Origin of the sequence: Serratia sp. OS31 (assembly GCF_014164835.1) — a bacterium.
In the GTDB taxonomy this organism is placed as follows: Bacteria; Pseudomonadota; Gammaproteobacteria; order Enterobacterales; family Enterobacteriaceae; genus Serratia; species Serratia liquefaciens_A.
The window spans coordinates 91,780-113,657 of record NZ_JACJFQ010000012.1 but is presented as its reverse complement, the minus strand read 5'-3'; the positions used below and the strand labels follow the sequence as shown (position 1 = coordinate 113,657).

The following is a 21,878-nucleotide window of genomic DNA, read 5'->3' as shown; positions in this document are numbered from 1 at the left end:
TAAAGCGCAGTTTTCCAGTTTAAAACTCTGCACACTAGCCCGGCTTTTTACTGGCGCAGAACGCCGCCATGCCTATTTTAACTTATGGTTAATGTGGTCGTTCGGTGATAACGTCAGGGCAAAGGTATCGTTTGCGTCGCGGCGATTTGCCGCCGTTTTTGTCAATTTCGACGCAGCGTTTCTGTTGGGCAGTCAGTGCGCCACGCAATCCGGCCACGAGCCATAATCTGACGTATTGCGTAGCAGCACCCTATCTTCAGCTTCTGAGTGGAATGAGGGAAAAGATGGCAAAGCAAACCCCACTGTACGACCAGCACGTGGCGTGCGGTGCGCGCATGGTAGATTTTCATGGCTGGATGATGCCGCTGCATTATGGCTCCCAGATCGATGAGCACCACGCCGTGCGTCAGGATGCCGGTATGTTCGACGTCTCCCATATGACCATTGTGGATCTGCGCGGTGCCCGTACCCGCGAGTTTCTGCGTTACCTGCTGGCGAACGATGTCGCCAAGCTTACCCAACCTGGCAAAGCGCTGTACACCGGCATGCTGAATGCGTCCGGCGGCGTGATTGACGACCTGATCGTTTACTTCTTTACTGAAGACTATTTCCGCCTGGTGGTGAACTCCGCCACACGTGATAAAGACCTGGCCTGGATCGAAGAGCATGCAGCGCCGTATGGCGTAACGCTGACGGTGCGTGACGATCTGGCGCTGATTGCAGTGCAGGGCCCTCAGGCCAAAGAGCGTGCCGCCACCTTGTTTACGCCGGAACAAAAAAACGCGGTGGAAGGCATGAAGCCGTTCTTCGGCGTGCAGGCAGGGGATCTGTTTATTGCCACCACCGGTTATACCGGCGAAGCAGGTTATGAAATCGCTCTGCCGAAAGAGCTGGCGGCAGATTTCTGGCAGCAACTGCTGGCGGCGGGTGTTAAGCCGGCCGGCCTGGGTGCGCGTGACACGCTGCGCCTGGAAGCGGGCATGAACCTGTATGGTCAGGAGATGGATGAAGGTATTTCGCCGCTGGCCGCCAACATGGGCTGGACCATCGCCTGGCAGCCGGAGGATCGTCAGTTCATCGGTCGTGACGCGCTGGAAAAACAGCGTGAGCAGGGCACTGAACAACTGGTCGGCTTGATCATGACGGAAAAAGGCGTATTACGTAATGAGCTGCCGGTACGTTTCACCGATGCGGCAGGTCAGACGCATGAAGGGGTGATCACCAGCGGTTCATTTTCACCGACCCTGGGCTTCAGCATCGCCCTGGCTCGCGTTCCTGCCGGTATCGGCGAACAGGCCATCGTACAGATCCGCAACCGAGAAATGCCGGTCAGGGTCACCAAACCTGGCTTTGTGCGTGCCGGTAAGTCACTGATTAATTAATTTTTGTTTATTGATTCTTTATTTCTTCGAAGGAGTAGCTGGCGATGAGCAATGTGCCAACAGAATTGAAATACGCATCCTCCCACGAGTGGGTTCGTTCAGAAGGTAACGGCGTTTACACCGTAGGTATCACCGAACACGCGCAGGAACTGCTGGGCGATATGGTGTTTGTCGATCTGCCAGAAGTGGGCCGCAAAGTCGCCGCCGGTGAAGATTGCGCCGTGGCGGAATCCGTCAAGGCGGCATCGGACATTTACGCGCCAATCAGCGGCGAAATCGTGGCGGTGAATAGCGAGTTGGAAGGCTCCCCGGAGCTGGTCAACAGCGAACCTTACGGTGACGGCTTCCTGTTCCAGATTAAAGCCTCAGACGAAGGCGAGCTGGCGAGCCTGCTGGACGCCGCTGCTTATCAGGCTTCTATCGACGAGTAATCCATGCAACGCCCCAGGCCTTTCGGCCGGGGCGTTTTAGTTCAGGCTATATCCCGTACCACGCCAGAATTCAGGAATTTGTAGCAATGACTCAGACACTCAGCCAACTTGAACACAGCGAAGCGTTCATCGAACGCCACATCGGCTCTTCTGCAGAACAACAGCAGCAGTTGCTGGAAGCGGTGGGCGCACGCTCGCTCAGCGCGCTGATCCAACAGATTGTGCCGGCAGACATTCAACTGCCTGCGCCGCCGCCGGTGGGCGATGCGGCAACTGAACATCAGGCGCTGGCCGAACTGAAGGCGATTGCCTCGCAGAATCAGCGCTACAAATCCTATATCGGTATGGGTTACAGCGCGGTGCTGACGCCGCCGGTGATCCTGCGCAACATGCTGGAAAACCCGGGTTGGTACACCGCTTATACCCCGTATCAGCCGGAAGTGTCGCAGGGCCGTCTTGAGGCGCTGTTGAACTTCCAAACCCTGACCCTGGATTTGACCGGTTTGGATCTGGCATCCGCCTCGCTGTTGGACGAAGCCACTGCGGCGGCCGAAGCGATGGCGCTGGCCAAACGCGCCAGCAAGCTGAAAGACGCCAACCGCTTCTTCGTGGCTGATGACGTACATCCTCAGACGCTGGACGTGGTGCGTACCCGCGCCGAAACCTTCGGTTTCGAAGTGATCGTGGATAAAGCCGAGAAAGTGCTGGAGCTGCAAGGCGTATTCGGCGTGCTGCTGCAACAGGTAGGCACCACCGGTGAACTGCACGACTACAGCGCGCTGCTGGCCGAATTGAAGAACCGTAAAATCGGCACCAGCGTGGCGGCCGACATTATGGCGTTGGTGCTGCTGACCGCACCGGGCAAACAGGGCGCCGATGTGGTGTTCGGTTCTGCACAGCGCTTCGGCGTGCCGATGGGCTACGGCGGGCCACATGCTGCCTTCTTTGCCTGTCGCGACGAGTTCAAACGCTCGATGCCGGGCCGTATCATTGGCGTTTCCCGCGATGCCGCAGGCAACACCGCGCTGCGCATGGCGATGCAAACCCGTGAACAACATATCCGCCGCGAAAAAGCCAACTCGAATATCTGTACCTCGCAGGTACTGCTGGCCAACATTGCCAGCCTGTATGCGGTGTACCATGGCCCGCAGGGCCTGCAACGCATCGCCGGGCGCATCCATCGTCTGACCGACATTCTGGCCGCCGGGCTGCAACAAGCCGGGCTGACATTGCGCCATAAAACATGGTTCGACACCCTGACGGTCGAAGTGAAGGACAAGGCTGCCGTACTGGAACGTGCATTGAGCTTCGGCATCAACTTGCGTACCGACATTCACGGTGCCGTGGGCATTACGCTGGACGAAGCCACCTCCCGTGAAGACGTACAGACGCTGTTTGCCTTGCTGGCGGGCGACAACCATGGTCTGGACATCGACGCACTGGACGCTGCCGTGAGCAAAAACAGCCAGTCGATCCCGGCTGCCATGCTGCGCCAGGATCCGATCCTGACTCACCCGGTATTTAATCGTTATCACAGCGAAACCGAGATGATGCGCTACATGCACCGTCTGGAACGCAAGGATCTGGCGCTCAACCAGGCGATGATCCCGCTGGGCTCCTGCACCATGAAGCTCAATGCCGCGGCGGAAATGATCCCGATTACCTGGCCTGAATTCTCCGAGCTGCACCCATTCTGTCCGCCTGAGCAGGCGGCAGGTTACCAGCAGATGATCGGCCAACTGTCGCAGTGGTTAGTGCAACTGACCGGTTATGACGCAGTTTGCATGCAGCCTAACTCAGGTGCTCAGGGCGAATACGCCGGTTTGCTGGCGATCCGTCGTTACCATGAAAGCCGCAATGAAGCTGGCCGTCATATTTGCCTGATCCCAAGCTCTGCGCACGGCACCAACCCCGCTTCCGCGCAAATGGCGGGCATGAGCGTGGTGGTGGTCGCCTGCGACAAGAACGGCAACATCGATCTGCATGACCTGCGCGTCAAGGCAGAACAGGCGGGTGAAGAACTGTCCTGCATCATGGTGACCTACCCGTCGACCCACGGCGTGTACGAAGAAACTATTCGTGAAGTGTGCCAGATCGTTCATCAGTTCGGTGGCCAGGTCTATCTCGACGGCGCCAACATGAATGCTCAGGTGGGGATCACCACCCCGGGTTATATCGGGGCGGACGTTTCGCACCTTAACCTGCATAAAACCTTCTGTATCCCTCACGGCGGCGGTGGCCCAGGCATGGGCCCTATCGGCGTGAAATCCCACCTTGCCCCGTTCGTTCCAGGCCATAGCGTGGTGCAGATCGACGGTGTGACCACCCAGCAGGGCGCAGTCTCCGCTGCGCCGTTCGGCAGCGCTTCTATCCTGCCAATCAGCTGGATGTACATCCGCATGATGGGTGCGGAAGGCTTGAAGCAGGCCAGCCAGGTGGCAATCCTTAATGCCAACTACATTGCGACCCGTTTGAAGGACGCTTACCCAGTGCTGTATACCGGTCGCGATCACCGCGTAGCGCATGAATGTATTCTCGATATTCGTCCGCTGAAGGAAGAAACCGGCATCAGCGAAATGGACATCGCCAAACGTCTGATCGACTACGGCTTCCATGCGCCGACCATGTCGTTCCCGGTGGCGGGTACGCTGATGGTTGAGCCAACCGAGTCGGAAAGCAAGGTCGAGCTGGATCGCTTTATCGATGCGATGCTGGCGATCCGTGGCGAGATTGATCGGGTGGCAAAAGGCGAATGGCCATTGGAAGATAACCCGCTGGTGAACGCGCCCCACGTGCAGGCGGAGCTGGTCAGCGACTGGCAGCATGCCTACAGCCGTGAGCTGGCGGTGTTCCCGATTGCCGGCGTGCGTGAGAACAAATACTGGCCGAGCGTGAAGCGTCTTGATGACGTGTACGGCGATCGTAACCTGTTCTGTTCCTGCGTGCCGATGAGCGACTACGAATAAGCTTATTCGAGCAGGTTTACCTTTATGAAGCAGCGCACTATGCGCTGCTTTTTTATGGCTAATCCCCGAGAGTTTTCTTACTGATACATTTGATTCATCAGCGATTTTTTTATTTTCCCGCGCTTTGCCTCCCTTATTTTTTAAGACTCTCTCCGGTTTAATTTGCGTTTACATCCACACGTCTAAATTGTCATCAGCAAACTATTTTGCAGGGACGATCCATTGACAAGGAGTGCACGATGAAAAGGTTGGCTATCGCAATCATTGCGGCTTTACCCCTCTGTTCCGCGCAGGCGGTCGAGAGCTACGAGGTTCGAAATAACAGCGGCCAAACGGTGTTTAAACTGAATTTCTACGGTCCGGCCGACGACAGCTACTTTAATGAGGAGGGTGTCCCCCAGCATGCCTCCTGGGCATTGGATGATGCGCAAAAGGCTCAGGTGATCAGCGCCGCGCAACGCTGGGCCGATATTATCAAGCCTGCGCCGGGCCGATTGCCGGGCGTGATTAACATCGGCACCTATGACGATGAGGGGGCCGGTGCGTTGAGCCCTGACGTCAGCGATGCCGAATTTAGCCTGACCCAGCTTCAGGCGGTGTTGCAGGGCCAGGATGCCGGCGAGTTGGACAACGGTGCCCACGCCGTCGTCAGGATCGGGAAAATGGATTTTACCCCTGGCCAGGCTTCGCCGGCACAGATCCCCACCGATCACCGTACCGATCTGGAAGTCACCCTTTTTCATGAAATAGCCCATGCCTTGGGGATTAGCGCCACAGCCGGTGTAACGGATGGCGTGACCCAATTTGGCCCGACGTTTGGCAGCTGGAGTTCGCACCTGTTTGATGACAATGGCAATCCGGCGCAGCCGGGGCAGGCTATCTTGTGCAATAAGTGTGAGGGGCCGGACGATCCTTCTGCCTTTGACGTGCGCAAAGATCGCGGTTATTTCGCCGGCAGCCACGTCAAAGAGGTGTTGGACGGTGCCATGCCGGGTGTTCCGGTACGTATTCTCGATGTGCTGGGCGATCTGGACGATGATTACATGTCGCACATTGAGCTCGATCGCAGCCTGATGAGCCATCAAAACTATCGTAATTACACCACCATGATGGAAGCAGAATTAGCGCTACTGCAGGACATGGGGTATGACATCGATCGCCGTAACTTCTTTGGCCGCTCGATTTACGGCAGTGGTCTGGAGGTGACCAACCATCAGGGATATTTTGCACGCAATGCGGCAGGCACTGCGTATCTCGACGGCCAGGCGAATACTGCAGCCCGGGGCGTCGGGTTGCACATTTACGGCAGCAATAACCGGGTCGAGCAGCGCGCCGACATCATGGCGGATGGCGTTGCCGCTGCGGGTATCCGGATAGATGGCGCGGGGAATACGCTCAGTATTGCACCCGGCGTCCGGGTTCAGGCTAACGGCGATTACGGCACCGGCTTATTGGTGGCATACGGCGACAGTCACAATATCGTTCAACGCGGCAGTCTGGAGGCGAAAGGTAAAGAAGGCGTCGCCGCAAGGCTGGATTTCGGCAATAACCTGCTGGGTAATGACACCGAATACCGTGGTTCGTATATCTGGCAGTGGGCGGGCGTCGATCTGTCTCAATATCGGGCTGCGCCGCTGGTGTCTAACTTCGATATCACCGGCTCGTTAAAAGGAGCCAAAGCGGCTATCTACCAGTCAGTGAATGCATTGGCCGGCGCCATTAACGTGATGCGCGGCGCTGACATTCAGGGCGATATCATTTCCGATTATGCACAACGGGATGGAAATAATCAGGCACGTCTGACTCGCTTGACCTTCGGCCTGCAGCCAGATGCGCAGGGGCAGGTCACTGCGGCGGCGGATAACGGTTTTGATTTCACCTATAACGGCAACATTCGGGGTAAGGAAAACCTGGCGCTGGTGGCCGAAGGCGGGAAAACCACCCTGAACGGTAACCATCAGGTCTATAGCGTGGATATCCAGCCGGGTGCCCAATTGGCGGGTAATAGCCGCTACGCGCTGTCGGATGCCGGGCTGTTCACCAATAACGGCTTGCTTACCGCCGGGGGGCCTTTTGGCCAGTTGTCGATCGACGGTAATTATTCCCAGGGGCCACAGGGGCGCTTGCAATTGATGTTCGACGGCCAAGGGCAGGGGGATCGGGTACAAATTAGCGGTAAATCCAGCTTAAGTGGAACCCTGACGTTGATGCCGGTAAAAGGCTGGTATGCCTCAGGCTGGCAGATGAACAGCGCTTCTCTGTTGCGATTGGGCCAGGTCAGCGGTGAATTCGAGCAGCTCGGCGTTCAGACGGCATCACCGACGCTGAGCTTCCATGTTACTCCGTTGGCAGCCGGGCAATACCAAATCAGCGCGACCCGTGGCGTATCGGCCTACAGCCAATATGCACAGAATGTGAATGAACGAAATGTAGGTCTGGCGTTAGCCCGGGCTGCGGCGACCGCGGGGAACGACCTGCGGCCGTTACTGACCGCGCTGGATTTCTCCAGCCCCGAAGGCCGGCAGGTGAACAGCGCGCTGGCGCAGCTGGAGCCGTCGGCTTATAACAGCCTGATTCAGACCTCATTCGACCGCGAACGCCAGTTAACCCGTGCCTTGACCGCACCGGAGCGCAATTTGACGTTAGCATCAACGAGCGACGAGCAAGATTGGATCAGTTTTGCCCTGCCGTACGGCGGCGGTAATTGGCAAAACAATACGGGCACAATCGCCGGTTACAACGCATCGCGTTATGGCGTGCTGTTCGGCGCCGAGAAACGTAATGGGCTGCTACCGGGCCTGACCACAGGTTTCCACGCGGCGGTCGGCGGGCAAACGGTCAATGCCAAAAGCGCCGATCGAGCGCGCACGCACAGCACCTCCTTTGATGTTGGCTTGCAGTTCAACTACGCGCAGGACGCCATGGCTGGGCCGTTTGCCTATGGTCTGGGGCGCATAGGGGCGGAGGATAATCAGATGAAGCGCCAGTTTGATGTGGCCGGCATAAGCGGCACCCGCAAGAGCGACTGGACGGCCTGGAACGGCTCACTAACCTTGGGTGGCGGGTATCATTTTGCGTTAACCGAGGCATTTAGCCTCGGCCCGGTGGCAGCGCTGGACTATACCGCGACCACCCATCGCCCGATCCAGGAGTCCGGTTTGGGTAACGCGCCGTCGATGCAGATTAAGGGACGTTATGCCGATTCGCTGCAAAGCACGCTGGGTGTGGAAGCGCTGTACCGGCAGCCATTGCAGGGCTCACAGGCGCTGTCCGCCACCCTGCGTCTTGGCTGGCAACATGAGTTGTTAAACAACAAGCTGAGTCAGCGTGCTCAGTTTGTGGGCTATAACGCCTCAGCTTTTGATAGTGAAAGCACCTTGGCCGGGCGCGATGCGTTGGCCGCGCAGGCCGGTGTGCAGTATCAGCTAAACCAGGCCGTCTCTTTGGGCGCCGGCGTTTCCAGTGAACTGTTACGCCAGGGCAGCCATTCGTTAGAGGGCAACGTTGCCGTGACCTGGCGTTTCTGATTTTTTAATCGGATTACCGCTGAGCGAATATCAATAACACTTTTCGGCTAGATGTATTATCAGGGGACACGGCATGATGCCCTGTCCCTTTTTTATTGTCGCAGCAGGGCAACCTAAATGACATGAGGATCCAAAATGAGAGCAGCAACCGTAAACGCATTGGGGCAGGCCCCGGTACTCGGTAATGTGGATGAGCCGGTAGCGCGGGAAGGGGAAACGCTAATCGCGGTGCGCGTGGCCGGCATCAAGCAATTGGATCGCGCCATAGTAGCCGGAACGCATTACTCAAGCCCGAAAAGCTTGCCGATCGTACCCGGCACCGATGGCGTTGGCTATGCGCCGGACGGTCAACGGGTCTATTTTGCCTCCTTCCGGCAACCGCACGGTGCGCTGGCAGAACGAACCCTCGCCTCCTGGACGGTACCGGTACCTGAAGGGGTAGATGACGCGACGGCCGCCGCATTGATTAACCCGGCATTCGCTGCCTGGTTGCCACTGCACTGGCGTGCCGAGTTACAGGCGGGTGACACGGTGCTGATTCTCGGAGCTACCGGGACCTCAGGTAAGCTGGCGGTAGCGGCCGCACGTCAGGCGGGAGCGGGGCGAATTGTCGCCGCCGGTCGCCGTCAGAGCGTGCTGGAGGCGCTGGACGTTGATGCTACGGTCGATCTTGGGCTGGAAGGAGCTGCATTGACGCAGGCCTTCGCCGCCGCAGCGGGGCCGCATGGTTATCAGGTGATTGTCGACTATATCTGGGGTGCCGCGACCGAAGCCTTGCTTGCGACGCTTAACAACCATGATTTGTCTTCCTACGCCGGTGGCCGCGGCATACGTTTGGTGAACGTCGGGTCGATGGCCGGGCCGGATATCCGCCTGCCGGCGGCGGTGCTGCGCAGCAATCAACTGCAGATCATGGGCAGCGGCACCGGCAACTTCCCGCCGATAGCCGAGATGCAAAGGTATGCCAGCGAAATCCTGGCCTTGGCGGCGGCGGGGCAGATTTCGGTTGAAACTCAGGAGCACGGCTTATCAGAGATCGCCGAAGTCTGGGAGCTGAACAAGAAAAGCGACGTGCGTTCGGTGATCCGAATTGCCCAATAGGCGGCTACCGGCAATAGCAAACCAGGTGGATATCTTCCGGCTCGCGGGCGAACAGCTCGTCATCAGGCTGATCAATCAAGCGGCAGCCCTGCGACAGGTAGAAGTCCACGGTGTTTTTGTTGGGGATAGAAGATACGTACAACCCCAGCGCGCCCTCTTTTGCGGCCTGCTGCAGGCAGTGGTTGAACAGGATCTTGCCCAGTCCTTTACCGCGCTGGGCGGCACCCACGTAGAAAAAAAGCAGTTGGAGCAAGTCCTGTTGCGGGCCGCGCGGCAAGGTATCTACCGCCGCCGCGGCAACAATTTTATCTTGATCTGACAGAGCGAAAAACGAGCCACCGCGGGCAAAGCATTGTTCATGGATCGGCGTATAGGTTTCCCGATCGTGCGGATCCCAGCCGCGCACATCGTAATAGTCGGCATAAGGCCGTAGCTCTCCGTCTTGCAGACGATAGAGGGTATCGATAATTTCACTGCGGTCGATCTGCCACAGGGCGTCAAGCTGGTGCTGCTGCAGCAAAATGGGGACGGTCATGGCGGGTTAGTTCTCCGTCGGTATCAGGTAATTTTCCGGCAGGTCGATGACAAATCCGATGCCGCGTTCATCAAGCCCTTCGGTGATCCGTAGCTGCGCACCGATCTTATCGGCCAGGTTTTTGGCAATGGCCAATCCCAGACCGCTGCCTGTCTGCTGGACGCCGGGCACGCGATAAAAACGCTCGAACAGGCGTTTTTGGTATTCCCGGCTAACGCCAGGGCCATTGTCACGCAGGGTAATATAGCAGCCCAAGGGGGACAACGAGCGGATATTGGCTTCGATCCTGCTGCCGGGCGGGGCGTATTTGATGGCGTTTTCCAGCAGGTTGGTAAAGATGGTGACCAGCGAATGACGATCGGTATCGATCACCACGTTTTCACTGCCTTCCAGCGAAAGCTCAACGTTCTTTTCCATCGCATAGGGTACGTGCTGGGCAATGCATTTGCTGATTTCAGCGTAGATATCTACCGCCTCAATCTTCAGCGGAAAGTCTTCCGACTCCAGCTTGGCCAGATCAATCAGCTGGCGCGACAGCGATGCGGCGCGATCCAGCCCCAGCTGCATGTCCCCAATGATTTCCTGCCGTTCGGTTTTATCCGCCACCTGAGTCAGCAGGTGCAGCTGTGCCAGCACGGCGGCGATCGGGGTGCGCAGTTCGTGGGCCGCGTCCGCCATAAAGCGTTTTTCACGCTGGTTGGCGGCGTCGATACGCGTCATCAGCTTATTGATTTCCAGCACGACAGGCCGAATTTCCTGGTACTGCGCCCGTACATTGATCGGCGATAAGTTGCCTGGCTTGCGGTCAGAGATGGTTCTGGCAATTTGCCGCAGCGGCCGCAGGCTGAAATAGGCGGTGATCAGCAGCGTGACGATGATCGCCGCCAGGATCACCAGCAAAGGGATTGCGGTGCTTTCCGCCGGATTGCCGAAAATGGTGGTGCGGTTGTCGAAAGATTCGCCGACGATCACCCGAAACTTCTGCTTTTCGCTCCAGCTGCCGGCGATATGCCACTTCACGTTGGCGTAGCTGATGGTGCCGGACAGCACCGACGGGGGCAAAACCAAAGGTTTATCTTGAGCGGGAGAGGCATAAAGCATCTGATTATTACGATCGAAAACGACAAACAGCGGACGATAATCTATTTCGTCTTCCATCCCGTTTTTAATCGAATCGATGTACATTATTTCGATATCTTTAATGATGTCGGAATAATTATTGTTAACGTCAGTCTTGTCGAGAATGTTGGCGATGCCTTGTGCAACAATACGCTGCTGATTATCCAGATACTTTTCAGCATCCGGGTAATAAAGGTATTTGACCCAACCCAGCAATATTCCCCAGAGTACCAGTATGGCCATCACCTGGAAAACGATGGTTCGCATGAAAAAGGATTTGAAGCTAATCATCCCTGAGACTCTTTTTTCAATAAATAACCTATGCCGCGTACGGTAATAATTCTCTCCTTGCCAATTTTTCGCCGCAGATTATGCATGTGCACCTCAAGAGAATTACTTTCTACATTATCGCCATTGCCGAATAGGCGCTGTTCCAGGGCCGCCTTGCGCACCACGGTACCGGCGCAACGCATCAGTTCGTGCAACAGGCGGTACTCTTTTTTCGACAGCAGCAGCAGTTCGTCGTCCAGCGTGACCTGGTGGTTCATGGGATCCAGATACAGGTTTCCCAGGCTCCAGGTTTGGGAGGCAAACCCCGCCATGCGCCGGTTTACCGCCTTCACGCGGGAGATCAGCTCAGGCAGGGCAAAAGGCTTTGCCAGAAAGTCATCTGCGCCGGAATCCAGGCTATTGACCAGGCTTTCTATGCGGTCACGGGCGGTCAGAATAATGATCGGAATATTTTGGCCCGCAGCGCGCCATTCAATCAGCTTTTTCAAGCCATCGCCGTCGGGCAGGGTGAGATCCAGCAGCATTAAGTCGAAGCTGCCTTCAGATAATTTATGTTGTGCATCATGGACTAACCGCACCCAGCACAAATCGAACCCGGCCAGCTCTAAAGCACGGCACAGGGCTTTGCCCAATTGCAGATCGTCTTCCACAAGCAATATGTTCACGGGGTATCCGGTTTATGTCACGGCGCTGGCGGCTATATAACTACAACCGCAGGGGGAAGACAACGACGCGCTCCTGTTTGTTCACCCCTTCTTAAGCAAACCTTAATCTGGGATTAATTTGACGTTAAGGGAAGACCGTCCTCTTTCAAGTACGCTCAGCCCTGAATAAATCATTCAGGTGATAAAAAATGCGTATCGACAATCTTTCAATGAAGGCTGCCCGCTTAGGCGCAATTTTATTGTTGGTATTGGCCATGCTGTCTTTCCACGTCGATGCGCAAGGCGGGGATCATGGCGAATCATTTTTACCCACCCTGTCTGTTATTCAGCATACGGAGTCATCGGATTTTTATAAAAGCTTAAAGCCACGTATTAAAAAACAATTGCGGCGCCTGGTGGCGCTTTAAACCTTTATTAAATAATAAGGCAGATACGGTGAAAAATACCCTGGGTTATTCTGCGGCGACGTTATTGGTGTTATTCCCTCTGCAGGGGCTTACGCAAGATGGCGCAGAGGCGTCATTGAAATTCAGCGGCGGTATGGCCGTGGCGCCGGACTATCAGGGAGCTGCCGACTACAGTGCCGTGCCGCTGTACGATATTGAGGCCGGTTACGAGAAGTCTGCCTGGGGTGACTTCAGCCTGGGTTTGCAAAACGGTGCCCGCTGGCAGTTGCCGTTATCGGGGCCCTTCGGCATTGCCCTGCTGGCCGGCTATGACGCCGGGCGTGATGAAGAGCTGAAAACGCTGCGAGGCCACAATAAGCGGCTAAAAGGCATGGGCGATCTGAAGGGAGCCCTGGAAGCCGGCATTGAGCTGAGCTATAAATTTGACCCTTTTCGCACTTACGTCAAGGGGATGCAGGCCACCAAAGCGCGCCGTTATGGGGATGAGGATCTGGGGCATACCGCCTATGTCGATCTGGGTATCGCGGCAGTTTATCCGCTGAGCGAGGCATTGACGTTTTCAACCGATTTGAGCACCACCTGGGCCAATAAGGGTTACCAGCGTGGTTATTTTGGCGTGACGCAGCAGCAGGCACAGCAAACTTCATTCACCGCTTACCGACCGGGCAGCGGCTTTAAACAAGCCACCCTCACCGGCGTGCTGAATTACGCACTAACGCCGGAAATTGCCTTTCAGGGGGGCGTAAGTCTCTATACTCTGCTGGGGGATGCGGCCAAAAGCCCCATCGTCGAGAAAAAAACGGCCGGCATCGTCTTCCTGAGCGCCAGCTACAGTTTCTGATTTCCCAACCAGAGAAAGGAACGACATGACGAAAGTTGCATTGGTCACCGGCGCCAGCCGCGGTATTGGTCGCGCCACGGCGCTGCTGTTGGCCCGTAAGGGGTATGCGGTCGGCGTTAACTATCTGAAAAATGAAGCGGCAGCAGCGCAGGTGGTGGCGGAAATCGAAGCGATGGGCGGCCGGGCGCTGGCGCTAAAAGCGGATGTGGCCGATGAAAATCAGGTGGTGGCGATGTTCAATGCGTTGGATGCCGGCCTCGGCCCGATAAGTGCGCTGGTCAATAACGCCGGCATCTTGTTTCAGCAGACGGGGATTGAGCAACTGACCGCCGAGCGTATCAACAGGGTATTGTCTACCAACGTTACCGGCTATTTTCTCTGTTGCCGCGAGACGGTGAAGCGCATGGCGAAGCGTCATGGCGGGCAGGGCGGAGCGATCGTCAATGTCTCCTCCGCGGCCGCGCGTATCGGTGCTCCTGGGGAATATATCGACTATGCCGCTTCTAAAGGGGCGGTAGATACGCTCACCACCGGACTGGCGCTGGAGGTGGCAGCGCAGGGCATTCGCGTCAACGCCGTGCGACCGGGGCTGATTTATACCGAAATGCATGCCAGCGGCGGCGAGCCTGGACGCGTTGATCGGGTAAAAAGCAGCCTGCCGATGCAGCGTGGCGGCACCCCGGAAGAGGTGGCGGAAGCCATTGTCTGGTTACTGTCCGATGCCGCTTCTTACATCACCGGCAGCTTTATTGAGGCCGCCGGCGGCCGCTGACGGCGGCTTACCCCTCATGCAGCAGGGCACTGCGGAATGAAAGTATGTGCGCCTGCGCCGCATTGGCAGCTGCGTCATCGTCCTGTGCGGCCAGTGCGGCGATAATCGCCCGATGTTCCTCTATCACTTCGCGCATATGGCCTTCGCGTGACAGCGTGCTGGCCCAGAAGCGTTGTGCTCTGGCGTGCAGTACGCTCAGAATGTCCGCCAACATATTATTTCCGGCGATCTGTGCCAGCTGCTGGTGGAACTGATGATCCAGCGTCATCATTTTTACCCGATCGCGTTGCTGACTGGCGGCTTCGATTTGTTGATTGAGTTCCGTAAGCTCGGCGATCTGGGGGGCCGTAATTCTTTTGCTCGCCAGCCGCATACACAGCATTTCATTGGCCAAACGCACTTCAATCAGTTCCAGCGCATCGTCCATCGAAAGCGGCGCAACCATCACCCCTTTACGCGGGATCACCTGCAGTAATCCTTCATTGGCCAGTCGGTGGATCGCCTGATTGATCGGCGTTCTGCCCATGTCCAGCTCGCTCATCACGTGAGCGGTATTGAGATATTCACCAGGTTTATAACTTAACGTCACCAGCGCCTGCTTAAAGCGTCGGTAGGCGAGTTCATTCAGTGACAGCCCGGCTTCCTCTGCCGTCGGGAGTTCCGGGCTCTCTGCGTCAAGGGTCATCACGTTCTGCTCCTGCAAGACGAAAGTTTTTAGACATAGTACACAAAAACATGGCACGGAAATCGCTTATTTGGTAGCTAAAGATATAGTGAAATTTCACAGTATTTTAACCAAAGAGGCACAAACGCCATGAGACTGACCTTTACTTTACCCGAATCCAGCGGCACTGGGGTGTTGGATGTCGAGATCGATCACCTGGTGATTGCCGGCTGGACCGGCCGGGATCGCGAAGCGATCCTGCACCATATCAGGGAGCTGGCCGAGCTCGGCGTGCCCCAACCCAGTGCAATTCCTCTGTTTTACCGGGTGGCGGTTAACCAGCTCAGCCAGAGCGAACGTATCGAAGTTATCGGCAATGCCAGCTCCGGCGAAGCGGAACCGTTGATCTTCACACATCGCGGTGAATGGTATGTCTCGCTGGCTTCGGATCATACCGATCGTCAGTTGGAGGCGCACAGCGTGGCCCTGTCCAAACAGCTCTGCGTCAAGCCGGTGGCTCGTGCCGCCTGGCCGTTGCGTGAGGTGAGCGCTCACTGGGACTCGTTGATCCTGCGATCTTGGATCAAGGAAAACGGCGAATTCCAGCTCTATCAGCAGGGCCGTCTGGCCAGCCTGCGTACTCCGGGCGATCTGCTGGATCGCTACCTGAGCGGCCAACAGTTACCGGAAAGTGGGCTGACAGTGCCGCAGCCGCAAGACGGTCTGGCGATGGCCTGCGGTACGGTAGCGGCAATTGGCGGCATCCGGCCGGCGACCGAATTCCGTATGGAACTGGTGGATGAAGTGCTGGGGCGGACCATCAGCCACCATTACAGCAGCATTGAGCTGCCGGTGGTGGCCTGATGAAAAAGCTGACGTTATCCCAGGCCGCTTCAGGCCTGGCCAACGGCGAATTTACCGCCGCGCAGTTAACCGCTGACGCATTGTTGAAAATTGCGGACGAGCAGGGAGAGGGGCGGCGCACCTTTACTCATGTGTATGCTCAATGGGCTCAGGAGCAGGCCCTGGCGGCCGATCGGCGGCGGGCCGCGGGCAACCCTCTGTCGGCGCTGGACGGTGTACCGGTGTCGGTCAAAGACCTGTTTGATGTCGCAGGGGAAGCCACCGCGGCCGGGTCACGCGTACTGGCCGGAGCGCCAGCGGCGGGTGCCCATGCTGTCGTGGTGGCGCGCTTGTTGCAGGCGGGCGCGGTGGTGATGGGCAAAACCAACATGACCGAATTTGCCTATTCCGGGCTGGGGATCAATCCCCACTATGGCACGCCCGCCAATCCCTGGGATCGCAGCGCACGTCGTATTCCCGGCGGCTCGTCCTCGGGGGCAGCAGTGGCGGTGAGCGACGGCATGTGTTTCGGCTCGATAGGCAGCGACACCGGCGGTTCGGTGCGGATCCCGGCGGCCTTCTGCGGCCTGACCGGCTATAAGCCCACCGCCAGCCGCATTAGCAGCGGCGGCCTGCTGCCACTTTCCCCTTCGCTGGATTCGATAGGCGTGATTGCTCATGACGTGGCCGGTTGCCTGGCGCTGGATACGGCAATTGCCGATCGGCCACTACGGCCTCAGCAGAAAAATTTGAGTCAGGCACGCTTCGCCGTACCGCAAACCCTGGTGCTGGATGGCCTGGATCCTGAGGTCACCACCGCGTTTCACCTTGGCTTGCAGCGCTTGGCGCAGGCCGGAGCGCAGATTGAATTTATTCCCTGCCGAGAGTTCGCCGAACTGGCGACGATCAATGCCGACGGTGGATTTACCGCGCTGGAGTCCTGGCGCTGGCACCGTACGTTGATTGCCGAACATGCCGATGCTTATGACCCCCGGGTGCTGTCGCGCATTCGTCGCGGCAAAACGTTGGATGAGAACAACCTGCTGCAATTACGGTCGCTGCGCGCCGATTGGCAACGGCGGGTGAGTGTCGCAGTGCAAGGGTTTGATGCGTTGCTGATGCCTACGGTGCCTTTCGTTGCCCCGACCCTTGTCCAGTTGGAAGCGGATGAAGAAGCCTATTTCCGTATCAATGGTGCCGTGCTGCGCAATCCCTCGGTAATCAATTTCCTCGACGGCTGCGCATTGTCACTGCCGTGCCAGCAGGCCGATGCGGCTCCGGTTGGCCTGATGGTGGCCGCACTGCCTTTGCATGACGAAGCGCTGCTGGGTTGGGCGCTGGCAATCGAACGTTGCCTCGCCGGCGCGTGATTCTTACTTTGAGCTAACAGGAGAGTCCCCATGACCGGTTCCCCGAACGGAATGCTGTTTGTCGCAACAGATATCGCCACGCAGGATGAGGCGGATTTCAATCAGTGGTACGACCGCGAGCACGTGGAAGAGCGGGTACGGGTGCCTGGTTTTTTGTCGGGCACCCGTTATCAGGCGCTGCACGGCGGGCGTAAATATCTCGGCCTGTACAAAACCGAATCATTGGCCAGTTTTACCTCAGTGGCCTACCGCGCTGCGTTTACTCAGCAAACGCCCTGGTCGGTGGCGAGCCTCGATAAAATGCGTGACCCGATGCGCCGGGTGTGTGCAGTGGAGGCGGTAACCGGTCAGGGCTGCGGCAGTTACCTGGCTATCGTTAATCTCACACCGGCTCAACCGGAGGTATTGAAAGCCAGCATCAGCCATTTGGGCACTCAGCTGGCCGAGCAGCCGGGCTTTGTGCGCAGTAGCCTGCTGTCGCCGGACGCGGAGCTCAGTTCGCCGTTGCCGAAAGAGTCGCGTGAGAATCGTCATCTGTTGCCGATGCTGATGATCGAAAGCAGCAGCGTCGAAGCCTGCCGGCGGCTGAGCGAGCTGGCCTGTCGCCAACTGGAAATCCCCGCTGCCGAAGCCCTGCATTATGCCCTGGGCTGGCAACTGACCACTCAGGAGCTGTCATCATGAGCACTTCAACCACCGAAACGCCGACCCTGAACCTGTCCGCTGCCGACGCTGCCGCTCACCCACCGAAAACCGGCAGGCTGGCGGCCGCCAGTTCTATCGGCACCGCGCTGGAATGGTACGATTTCACCGTTTACAACATCATGGCGGCGCTGATTTTCAATCACGTATTTTTCCCGTCTTTCGACCCGCTGGTGGGTACCATTCTGGCGTTTTCCACCTATGCGGTCGGTTACGTTTCCCGGCCGATTGGCGGCATCGTGTTCGGCCATCTCGGCGACGTGCTGGGGCGGCGCTTTGTGCTGGTGACGACGCTGGTGATCATGGGGGTGACAACTGCGCTGATGGGACTGTTGCCCGGTTACGCCAGCTGGGGCATCTGGAGCCCGCTGCTGTTGGTGACGCTGCGCTTTATTCAGGGGATTGCATTGGGAGGCGAATGGGCCGGCGCGGTACTGCTGTCGATGGAGCACGGCAAACCGCACCAGCGGGGGCGCAATGCCTCCTTTGCTCAGGTCGGTCCTTCCTGCGGCACGCTGATTGGTACTGGCCTGATCACGCTGGTGACGGTGGCGATGTCGGCAGAAGATTTCCAACAGTGGGGCTGGCGTATCCCCTTCCTGCTGAGCTTGGTGCTGGTGGTGTTTGGCCTGTGGCTGCGTCGTGGGGTAGGGGAAACGCCGGCGTTTCTGAAGCTGGAAGCCTCGAAGGACGTCACTCATGCGCCAATTCGTGAGGTGTTCACCCAGCATCGGCGTCCGCTGCTGATTGCCGGCGGTTCACGTATCGGTTCCGACGTGCTCTATGCGCTGGTGGTGGTCTTTACGCTGACCTACGTCACCACGGTGCTGAACCTGCCGCGCCCGCTGGCGCTGACCGCCACTATGCTGGGGGCGATCGGCAATGCGATTACCGTCCCCATGTTTGGCGCACTGTCGGACCGTTTTGGCCGCAGGCCGGTGTATATCGGCGGAGCGCTGGCGGCGATGGTATGGGCGTTTGTGTTCTTCGTGCTGCTCGACAGCAGCCAACCGGTGCTGATCTGCCTGGCGGTGGTGGTCGGTTTGTTGATCCATGCGGCGATGTACGGCCCGCAGGCGGCATTTATCACCGAACAGTTCCCGACCCGGGTGCGCTATGCCGGATCGTCGTTGGCCTACACGCTGGCGGGCATTATCGGCGGTGGGTTTGCGCCGCTGATTATCGCTTCGCTGTTCAAGTCCTACGACAGCACGCTGGCGATCTCGGCCTACGTGGTGGTGGCGTTGCTGATCACGCTGTGGGCGGTGATTGCCGCAAAGGAAACGGCACACAAGCCGCTGTGACTGGCTTGCCGGGTGAGGGAGGCACCCGGCCTGCGGAGAGTTACTTCAACCAGCCCTTGCGCTGGGCATCCTGCAGGTGGTGCAGCAGGTGTTTCCACAGCTCAGGGTAAACTTCTTCAATCATCGTATTGCGTGACAATACCTGTTCCAGGCTGATGCCGTTTTCGACCCAGCTTTGGCCTTCATTATGCAGGTTCATCAGCATCGGCATGGTGCGGTCCAGCACCAGCGCAAAGCGTGCGTCGGCGCTCTCGCCATCTTCATATTCCTGCCACAAAGCGGTGAAATACTCGCGTTGAGCGTCCGGCAGCATACCGAACAGACGCCGTGCCGCAGCAACCTCTTGATCGTGGATCGCCGCACGGGCGGCCAGATCGTACACCAGTACGTCACCGGCATCGATCTCGACGATGTCATGCAGCAGCGCCATCTGGATCACTCGCTGAATATCTACGCCTTCACCGGCATAAGGTGCCAGGCTCATGGCGCCCACGGCGAAGTGCCAGCTATGCTCGGCGGAGTTTTCCTGGCGTTGGGTGCCCAGCACCTTGGTGCGGCGTTGCACGCTTTTCAACTTGTCGATTTCCATCAGGAACTGGATGACCTGGGTCATGGAGCCGAAATCTAACGCGGGTACAGCGGATGACATGGTGTAAACCTCAAGGTAGATGGGTTGAAGCGGATCGATTGTAGACCAGCGAGCGGGGGATTTCGATGGTTACACGCGCACACAGTTTTATTTTAGCGTACACGTGTACACTGAAATTATTCTCAGTTAAGCTGCTTTGCGGTAATTTCGAACAGTGTTGCGCATTTTGAGGGGTTTTGCGTTATGGGAAAAACGGGCGTAGTGAAAGCCGGTACCGAAAAAAATGCCGCTGCGGCCTATCCGTGGGCGGAGGAGATAGCCAACAGCATCAGCCACGGCATCGGGTTGGTTTTGGGGATCGTCGGCCTGGTATTGCTACTGGTGCAGGCGGTCGACAGCGGTGCCGACGTCACGGCCATTACCAGCTACAGCCTTTATGGCGGCAGCATGATCCTGCTGTTCCTCGCCTCCACGTTGTACCATGCGATCCCCCATCAAAAGGCCAAGCATTGGCTGAAAAAGTTTGACCACTGCGCCATTTACCTTTTGATTGCCGGTACCTACACGCCGTTTCTGTTGGTGGGGTTGAACTCACCCTTGGCCAAGGGGCTGATGGTGGTAATCTGGGGCCTGGCGCTGCTGGGCGTGCTGTTCAAACTGGCGTTCGCCCACCGTTTTGAAGCGCTGTCGCTGGTGACCTATCTGACCATGGGCTGGCTGTCGCTGATTGTGATTTACCAGTTGGCGACGCGTCTGGCATTAGGTGGCGTGACGCTGCTGGCGGTCGGCGGCGTGGTTTACACCCTGGGGGTGATTTTCTACGCCTCGAAGCGATTCCGCTTTGGTCATGCTATCTGGCATGGCTTCGTGCTCGGCGGCAGTCTGTGCCACTTTATGGCGATTTATCTGTACGTCTGATATTCGCCGATATCTTTCACACTGCAGCGTTGTTGGCTGTGCGTACTCACCCCAGTCACTGACTTGAGTAAGCTCCTGGGGATGTGCCCGCTTGCCGCCTGGCTGCAGTGCGAAACCTATTGCGATATCTTAAGAAGCTCTGACCGCCTCTATTTTTTATTTTTCATCTATCAGTGAATACGGCAGCGGTTTGATCGCCAGTTGGCTGGTGGCATCGTCGCGCACCCGCAGCTTGCTGTCGGCTTCCAGATCGTTATTCAGTACCACCTGTACCCACAGCGTGCCGTCGGCCAGCTTGGCGGCGCTCAACACCGTGCCGGTACGACGCCAGTTTTCACCCAGTTGCAGTTCCAGATCCTCGGCCGGCTGTGGCACCCGCCCGGCTTTGCCTTCCAGCCAGTACAGCGCCCGTTTGTTGGCGCCGCGGAATTTGGCGCGCGCCACCATCTCCTGACCGGTATAGCAACCTTTGCTAAAGCTGATGCCTTCCAGTGCCTGTAGATTGGTGGCTTGCGGAATTAGCTGCCCGCTGTTGGCGGCGTCAATGACCGGATAACCGGCTTCGATATCCAGCGTCAGCCACTGCTGGCTGTCGTTGAGTTCCGCCTGTTCGTGCAGCCTGGCGACCAGCTGTTCGGCTACCGCTACGGTGGTGACCAACAGGAAACGTTCCGCCGGTAAAGTGAAGTGCAGCAGGGTGGTTTCACCGTCCTGCACCACCGGATGTTCCGCGTCCGGCAGGCTGTTGAAAATGCCCGTCAGCGCCGCACGCGCCTGAAAACCGGCTATGCCCAGCAGCACCGCTTCGCTATCGGCGGCGATGGTGAGTTTGGAAAACACCGCATATTTTTTGATTTCAGCCAGTTGGCTGTCCAGCACGCTGCGGCGTTCCAGATAGGCAAAACCTTCGCCACGATGGAACAGACGCAGGTTGCTCCACATTTTGCCTTTGGCGTCGCAGTGGCCGCACAGCACGTGTTGGTCAGCCGCCAGCGCTTCGATGTCGGCGGTCACCTGGCCCTGAAGGTATTTCACCGTGTCGGGCCCGTTCAGCGTCACCAGCGCCCAATCTTCCAGCGAGATTAAGGTCAGAGGCAGATGGGAAGACGTGGAAGGTTGACGGGGTGGAAATGGAATTTTATACGCCATAGTAAGATCCTGCTTAACGTTAGCTTACCTGAAGGTGTGTTGGCCCCATGGTAAAAGAGGCGGCGGGCTTTGCAAACTGTTATTCACGCTTGTCGCGCCGGCAGCGCTTTTTTTGACATTTAGCGCTTAATTACGCTTTAGGCAGAGAACGTCCTTCCCGGCGAGTATGTCAAATTGTTACTCTATAGGCTTGCGGCCGAAGGTTACCCTTGCAGACAGATCTTTGGCTGATGGAATTATATCGCGCCGGTGTTGCCATACAGTGTGTCGGTTGAACCCTGCGATGGCGTTGCCACGCTGAA

19 protein-coding genes are annotated in these 21,878 nt (G+C 57.6%); 13 read left to right on the top strand and 6 right to left on the bottom strand.

What is annotated here, in order from left to right:
- The first annotated feature begins 284 nt into the window (after window positions 1-284).
- From gcvT to H5P17_RS12510, 5 genes are all read left to right on the top strand, one after another.
- On the top strand, window positions 285-1,382 hold the full coding sequence (gene gcvT / locus H5P17_RS12530; RefSeq protein ID WP_182823244.1) for a glycine cleavage system aminomethyltransferase GcvT: 1,098 nt from the start codon (window positions 285-287) through the stop codon (window positions 1,380-1,382).
- A 44-nt stretch (window positions 1,383-1,426) separates the two neighbouring features.
- Window positions 1,427-1,813, top strand: coding sequence for a glycine cleavage system protein GcvH (gene gcvH, locus H5P17_RS12525; protein WP_044553267.1), 387 nt, complete (start codon window positions 1,427-1,429; stop codon window positions 1,811-1,813).
- 86 nt (window positions 1,814-1,899) lie between these two features.
- Window positions 1,900-4,779, top strand: coding sequence for an aminomethyl-transferring glycine dehydrogenase (gene gcvP / locus H5P17_RS12520; RefSeq protein ID WP_182823243.1), 2,880 nt, complete (start codon window positions 1,900-1,902; stop codon window positions 4,777-4,779).
- A gap of 239 nt (window positions 4,780-5,018) precedes the next feature.
- Window positions 5,019-8,306 (top strand): autotransporter domain-containing protein, encoded by a 3,288-nt coding sequence (locus H5P17_RS12515; protein ID WP_182823240.1) that lies wholly within the window; start codon window positions 5,019-5,021, stop codon window positions 8,304-8,306.
- A 135-nt stretch (window positions 8,307-8,441) separates the two neighbouring features.
- Window positions 8,442-9,407 (top strand): zinc-binding alcohol dehydrogenase family protein, encoded by a 966-nt coding sequence (locus tag H5P17_RS12510; RefSeq protein ID WP_182823238.1) that lies wholly within the window; start codon window positions 8,442-8,444, stop codon window positions 9,405-9,407.
- A gap of 4 nt (window positions 9,408-9,411) precedes the next feature.
- Here H5P17_RS12510 and H5P17_RS12505 read toward each other — a convergent pair whose 3' ends face one another.
- From H5P17_RS12505 to H5P17_RS12495, 3 genes are read right to left on the bottom strand one after another with little or no spacing between them, the layout of a single operon-like run.
- Complete coding sequence (locus H5P17_RS12505; RefSeq protein WP_044553262.1) at window positions 9,412-9,942, bottom strand: GNAT family N-acetyltransferase; 531 nt, start codon at window positions 9,940-9,942, stop codon at window positions 9,412-9,414.
- Window positions 9,943-9,948: 6 nt separating this feature from the next.
- On the bottom strand, window positions 9,949-11,352 hold the full coding sequence (locus tag H5P17_RS12500; RefSeq protein ID WP_182823236.1) for an ATP-binding protein: 1,404 nt from the start codon (window positions 11,350-11,352) through the stop codon (window positions 9,949-9,951).
- Window positions 11,349-12,017 carry a response regulator gene (locus H5P17_RS12495; RefSeq protein WP_048760848.1) on the bottom strand — a complete coding sequence of 223 codons (669 nt, stop codon included), beginning with the start codon at window positions 12,015-12,017 and terminating at the stop codon, window positions 11,349-11,351. Before H5P17_RS12495 ends, H5P17_RS12500 begins: the two co-directional genes overlap by 4 nt.
- A 188-nt stretch (window positions 12,018-12,205) precedes the next feature.
- Between H5P17_RS12495 and H5P17_RS12490 the strand changes: the two genes are divergently transcribed.
- From H5P17_RS12490 to H5P17_RS12480, 3 genes are read left to right on the top strand one after another with little or no spacing between them, the layout of a single operon-like run.
- Window positions 12,206-12,424, top strand: coding sequence for a hypothetical protein (locus H5P17_RS12490; protein WP_182823234.1), 219 nt, complete (start codon window positions 12,206-12,208; stop codon window positions 12,422-12,424).
- A gap of 28 nt (window positions 12,425-12,452) precedes the next feature.
- A complete protein-coding gene (locus H5P17_RS12485) occupies window positions 12,453-13,265 on the top strand; it encodes a MipA/OmpV family protein (protein WP_182823232.1) in 813 nt (270 codons plus the stop codon).
- A gap of 25 nt (window positions 13,266-13,290) precedes the next feature.
- Window positions 13,291-14,037, top strand: a complete 747-nt coding sequence (locus H5P17_RS12480) for an SDR family oxidoreductase (protein WP_182823230.1) — start codon at window positions 13,291-13,293, stop codon at window positions 14,035-14,037.
- A gap of 7 nt (window positions 14,038-14,044) precedes the next feature.
- On the opposite strand, the gene H5P17_RS12475 is transcribed toward H5P17_RS12480, so the two are convergent.
- Window positions 14,045-14,722 (bottom strand): GntR family transcriptional regulator, encoded by a 678-nt coding sequence (locus H5P17_RS12475; protein WP_182823278.1) that lies wholly within the window; start codon window positions 14,720-14,722, stop codon window positions 14,045-14,047.
- Window positions 14,723-14,851: 129 nt separating this feature from the next.
- Here H5P17_RS12475 and H5P17_RS12470 point away from each other — a divergent pair, with 129 nt between their 5' ends.
- From H5P17_RS12470 to H5P17_RS12455, 4 genes are read left to right on the top strand one after another with little or no spacing between them, the layout of a single operon-like run.
- Window positions 14,852-15,565: a DUF2848 domain-containing protein gene (locus H5P17_RS12470; RefSeq protein WP_182823228.1), complete on the top strand. Its 714-nt coding sequence runs from the start codon at window positions 14,852-14,854 to the stop codon at window positions 15,563-15,565.
- Window positions 15,565-16,914: an amidase gene (locus H5P17_RS12465; RefSeq protein WP_182823226.1), complete on the top strand. Its 1,350-nt coding sequence runs from the start codon at window positions 15,565-15,567 to the stop codon at window positions 16,912-16,914. Before H5P17_RS12470 ends, H5P17_RS12465 begins: the two co-directional genes overlap by 1 nt.
- Window positions 16,915-16,944: 30 nt before the next feature.
- Entirely contained in the window at window positions 16,945-17,598 is a 654-nt protein-coding gene (locus H5P17_RS12460) for a DUF4286 family protein (protein ID WP_182823224.1), read from the top strand.
- Window positions 17,595-18,920 carry an MFS transporter gene (locus H5P17_RS12455; protein ID WP_182823223.1) on the top strand — a complete coding sequence of 442 codons (1,326 nt, stop codon included), beginning with the start codon at window positions 17,595-17,597 and terminating at the stop codon, window positions 18,918-18,920. Before H5P17_RS12460 ends, H5P17_RS12455 begins: the two co-directional genes overlap by 4 nt.
- A gap of 40 nt (window positions 18,921-18,960) precedes the next feature.
- Here the strand turns inward: H5P17_RS12455 and H5P17_RS12450 are convergent, their stop codons facing one another.
- Entirely contained in the window at window positions 18,961-19,569 is a 609-nt protein-coding gene (locus H5P17_RS12450) for an HD family hydrolase (RefSeq protein WP_182823221.1), read from the bottom strand.
- 183 nt (window positions 19,570-19,752) lie between these two features.
- Here H5P17_RS12450 and H5P17_RS12445 point away from each other — a divergent pair, with 183 nt between their 5' ends.
- On the top strand, window positions 19,753-20,427 hold the full coding sequence (locus tag H5P17_RS12445; RefSeq protein WP_182823219.1) for a hemolysin III family protein: 675 nt from the start codon (window positions 19,753-19,755) through the stop codon (window positions 20,425-20,427).
- A 156-nt stretch (window positions 20,428-20,583) separates the two neighbouring features.
- Here H5P17_RS12445 and ygfZ read toward each other — a convergent pair whose 3' ends face one another.
- Window positions 20,584-21,576, bottom strand: a complete 993-nt coding sequence (ygfZ, locus tag H5P17_RS12440; protein ID WP_182823216.1) for a tRNA-modifying protein YgfZ — start codon at window positions 21,574-21,576, stop codon at window positions 20,584-20,586.
- Window positions 21,577-21,878: the final 302 nt, after the last annotated feature.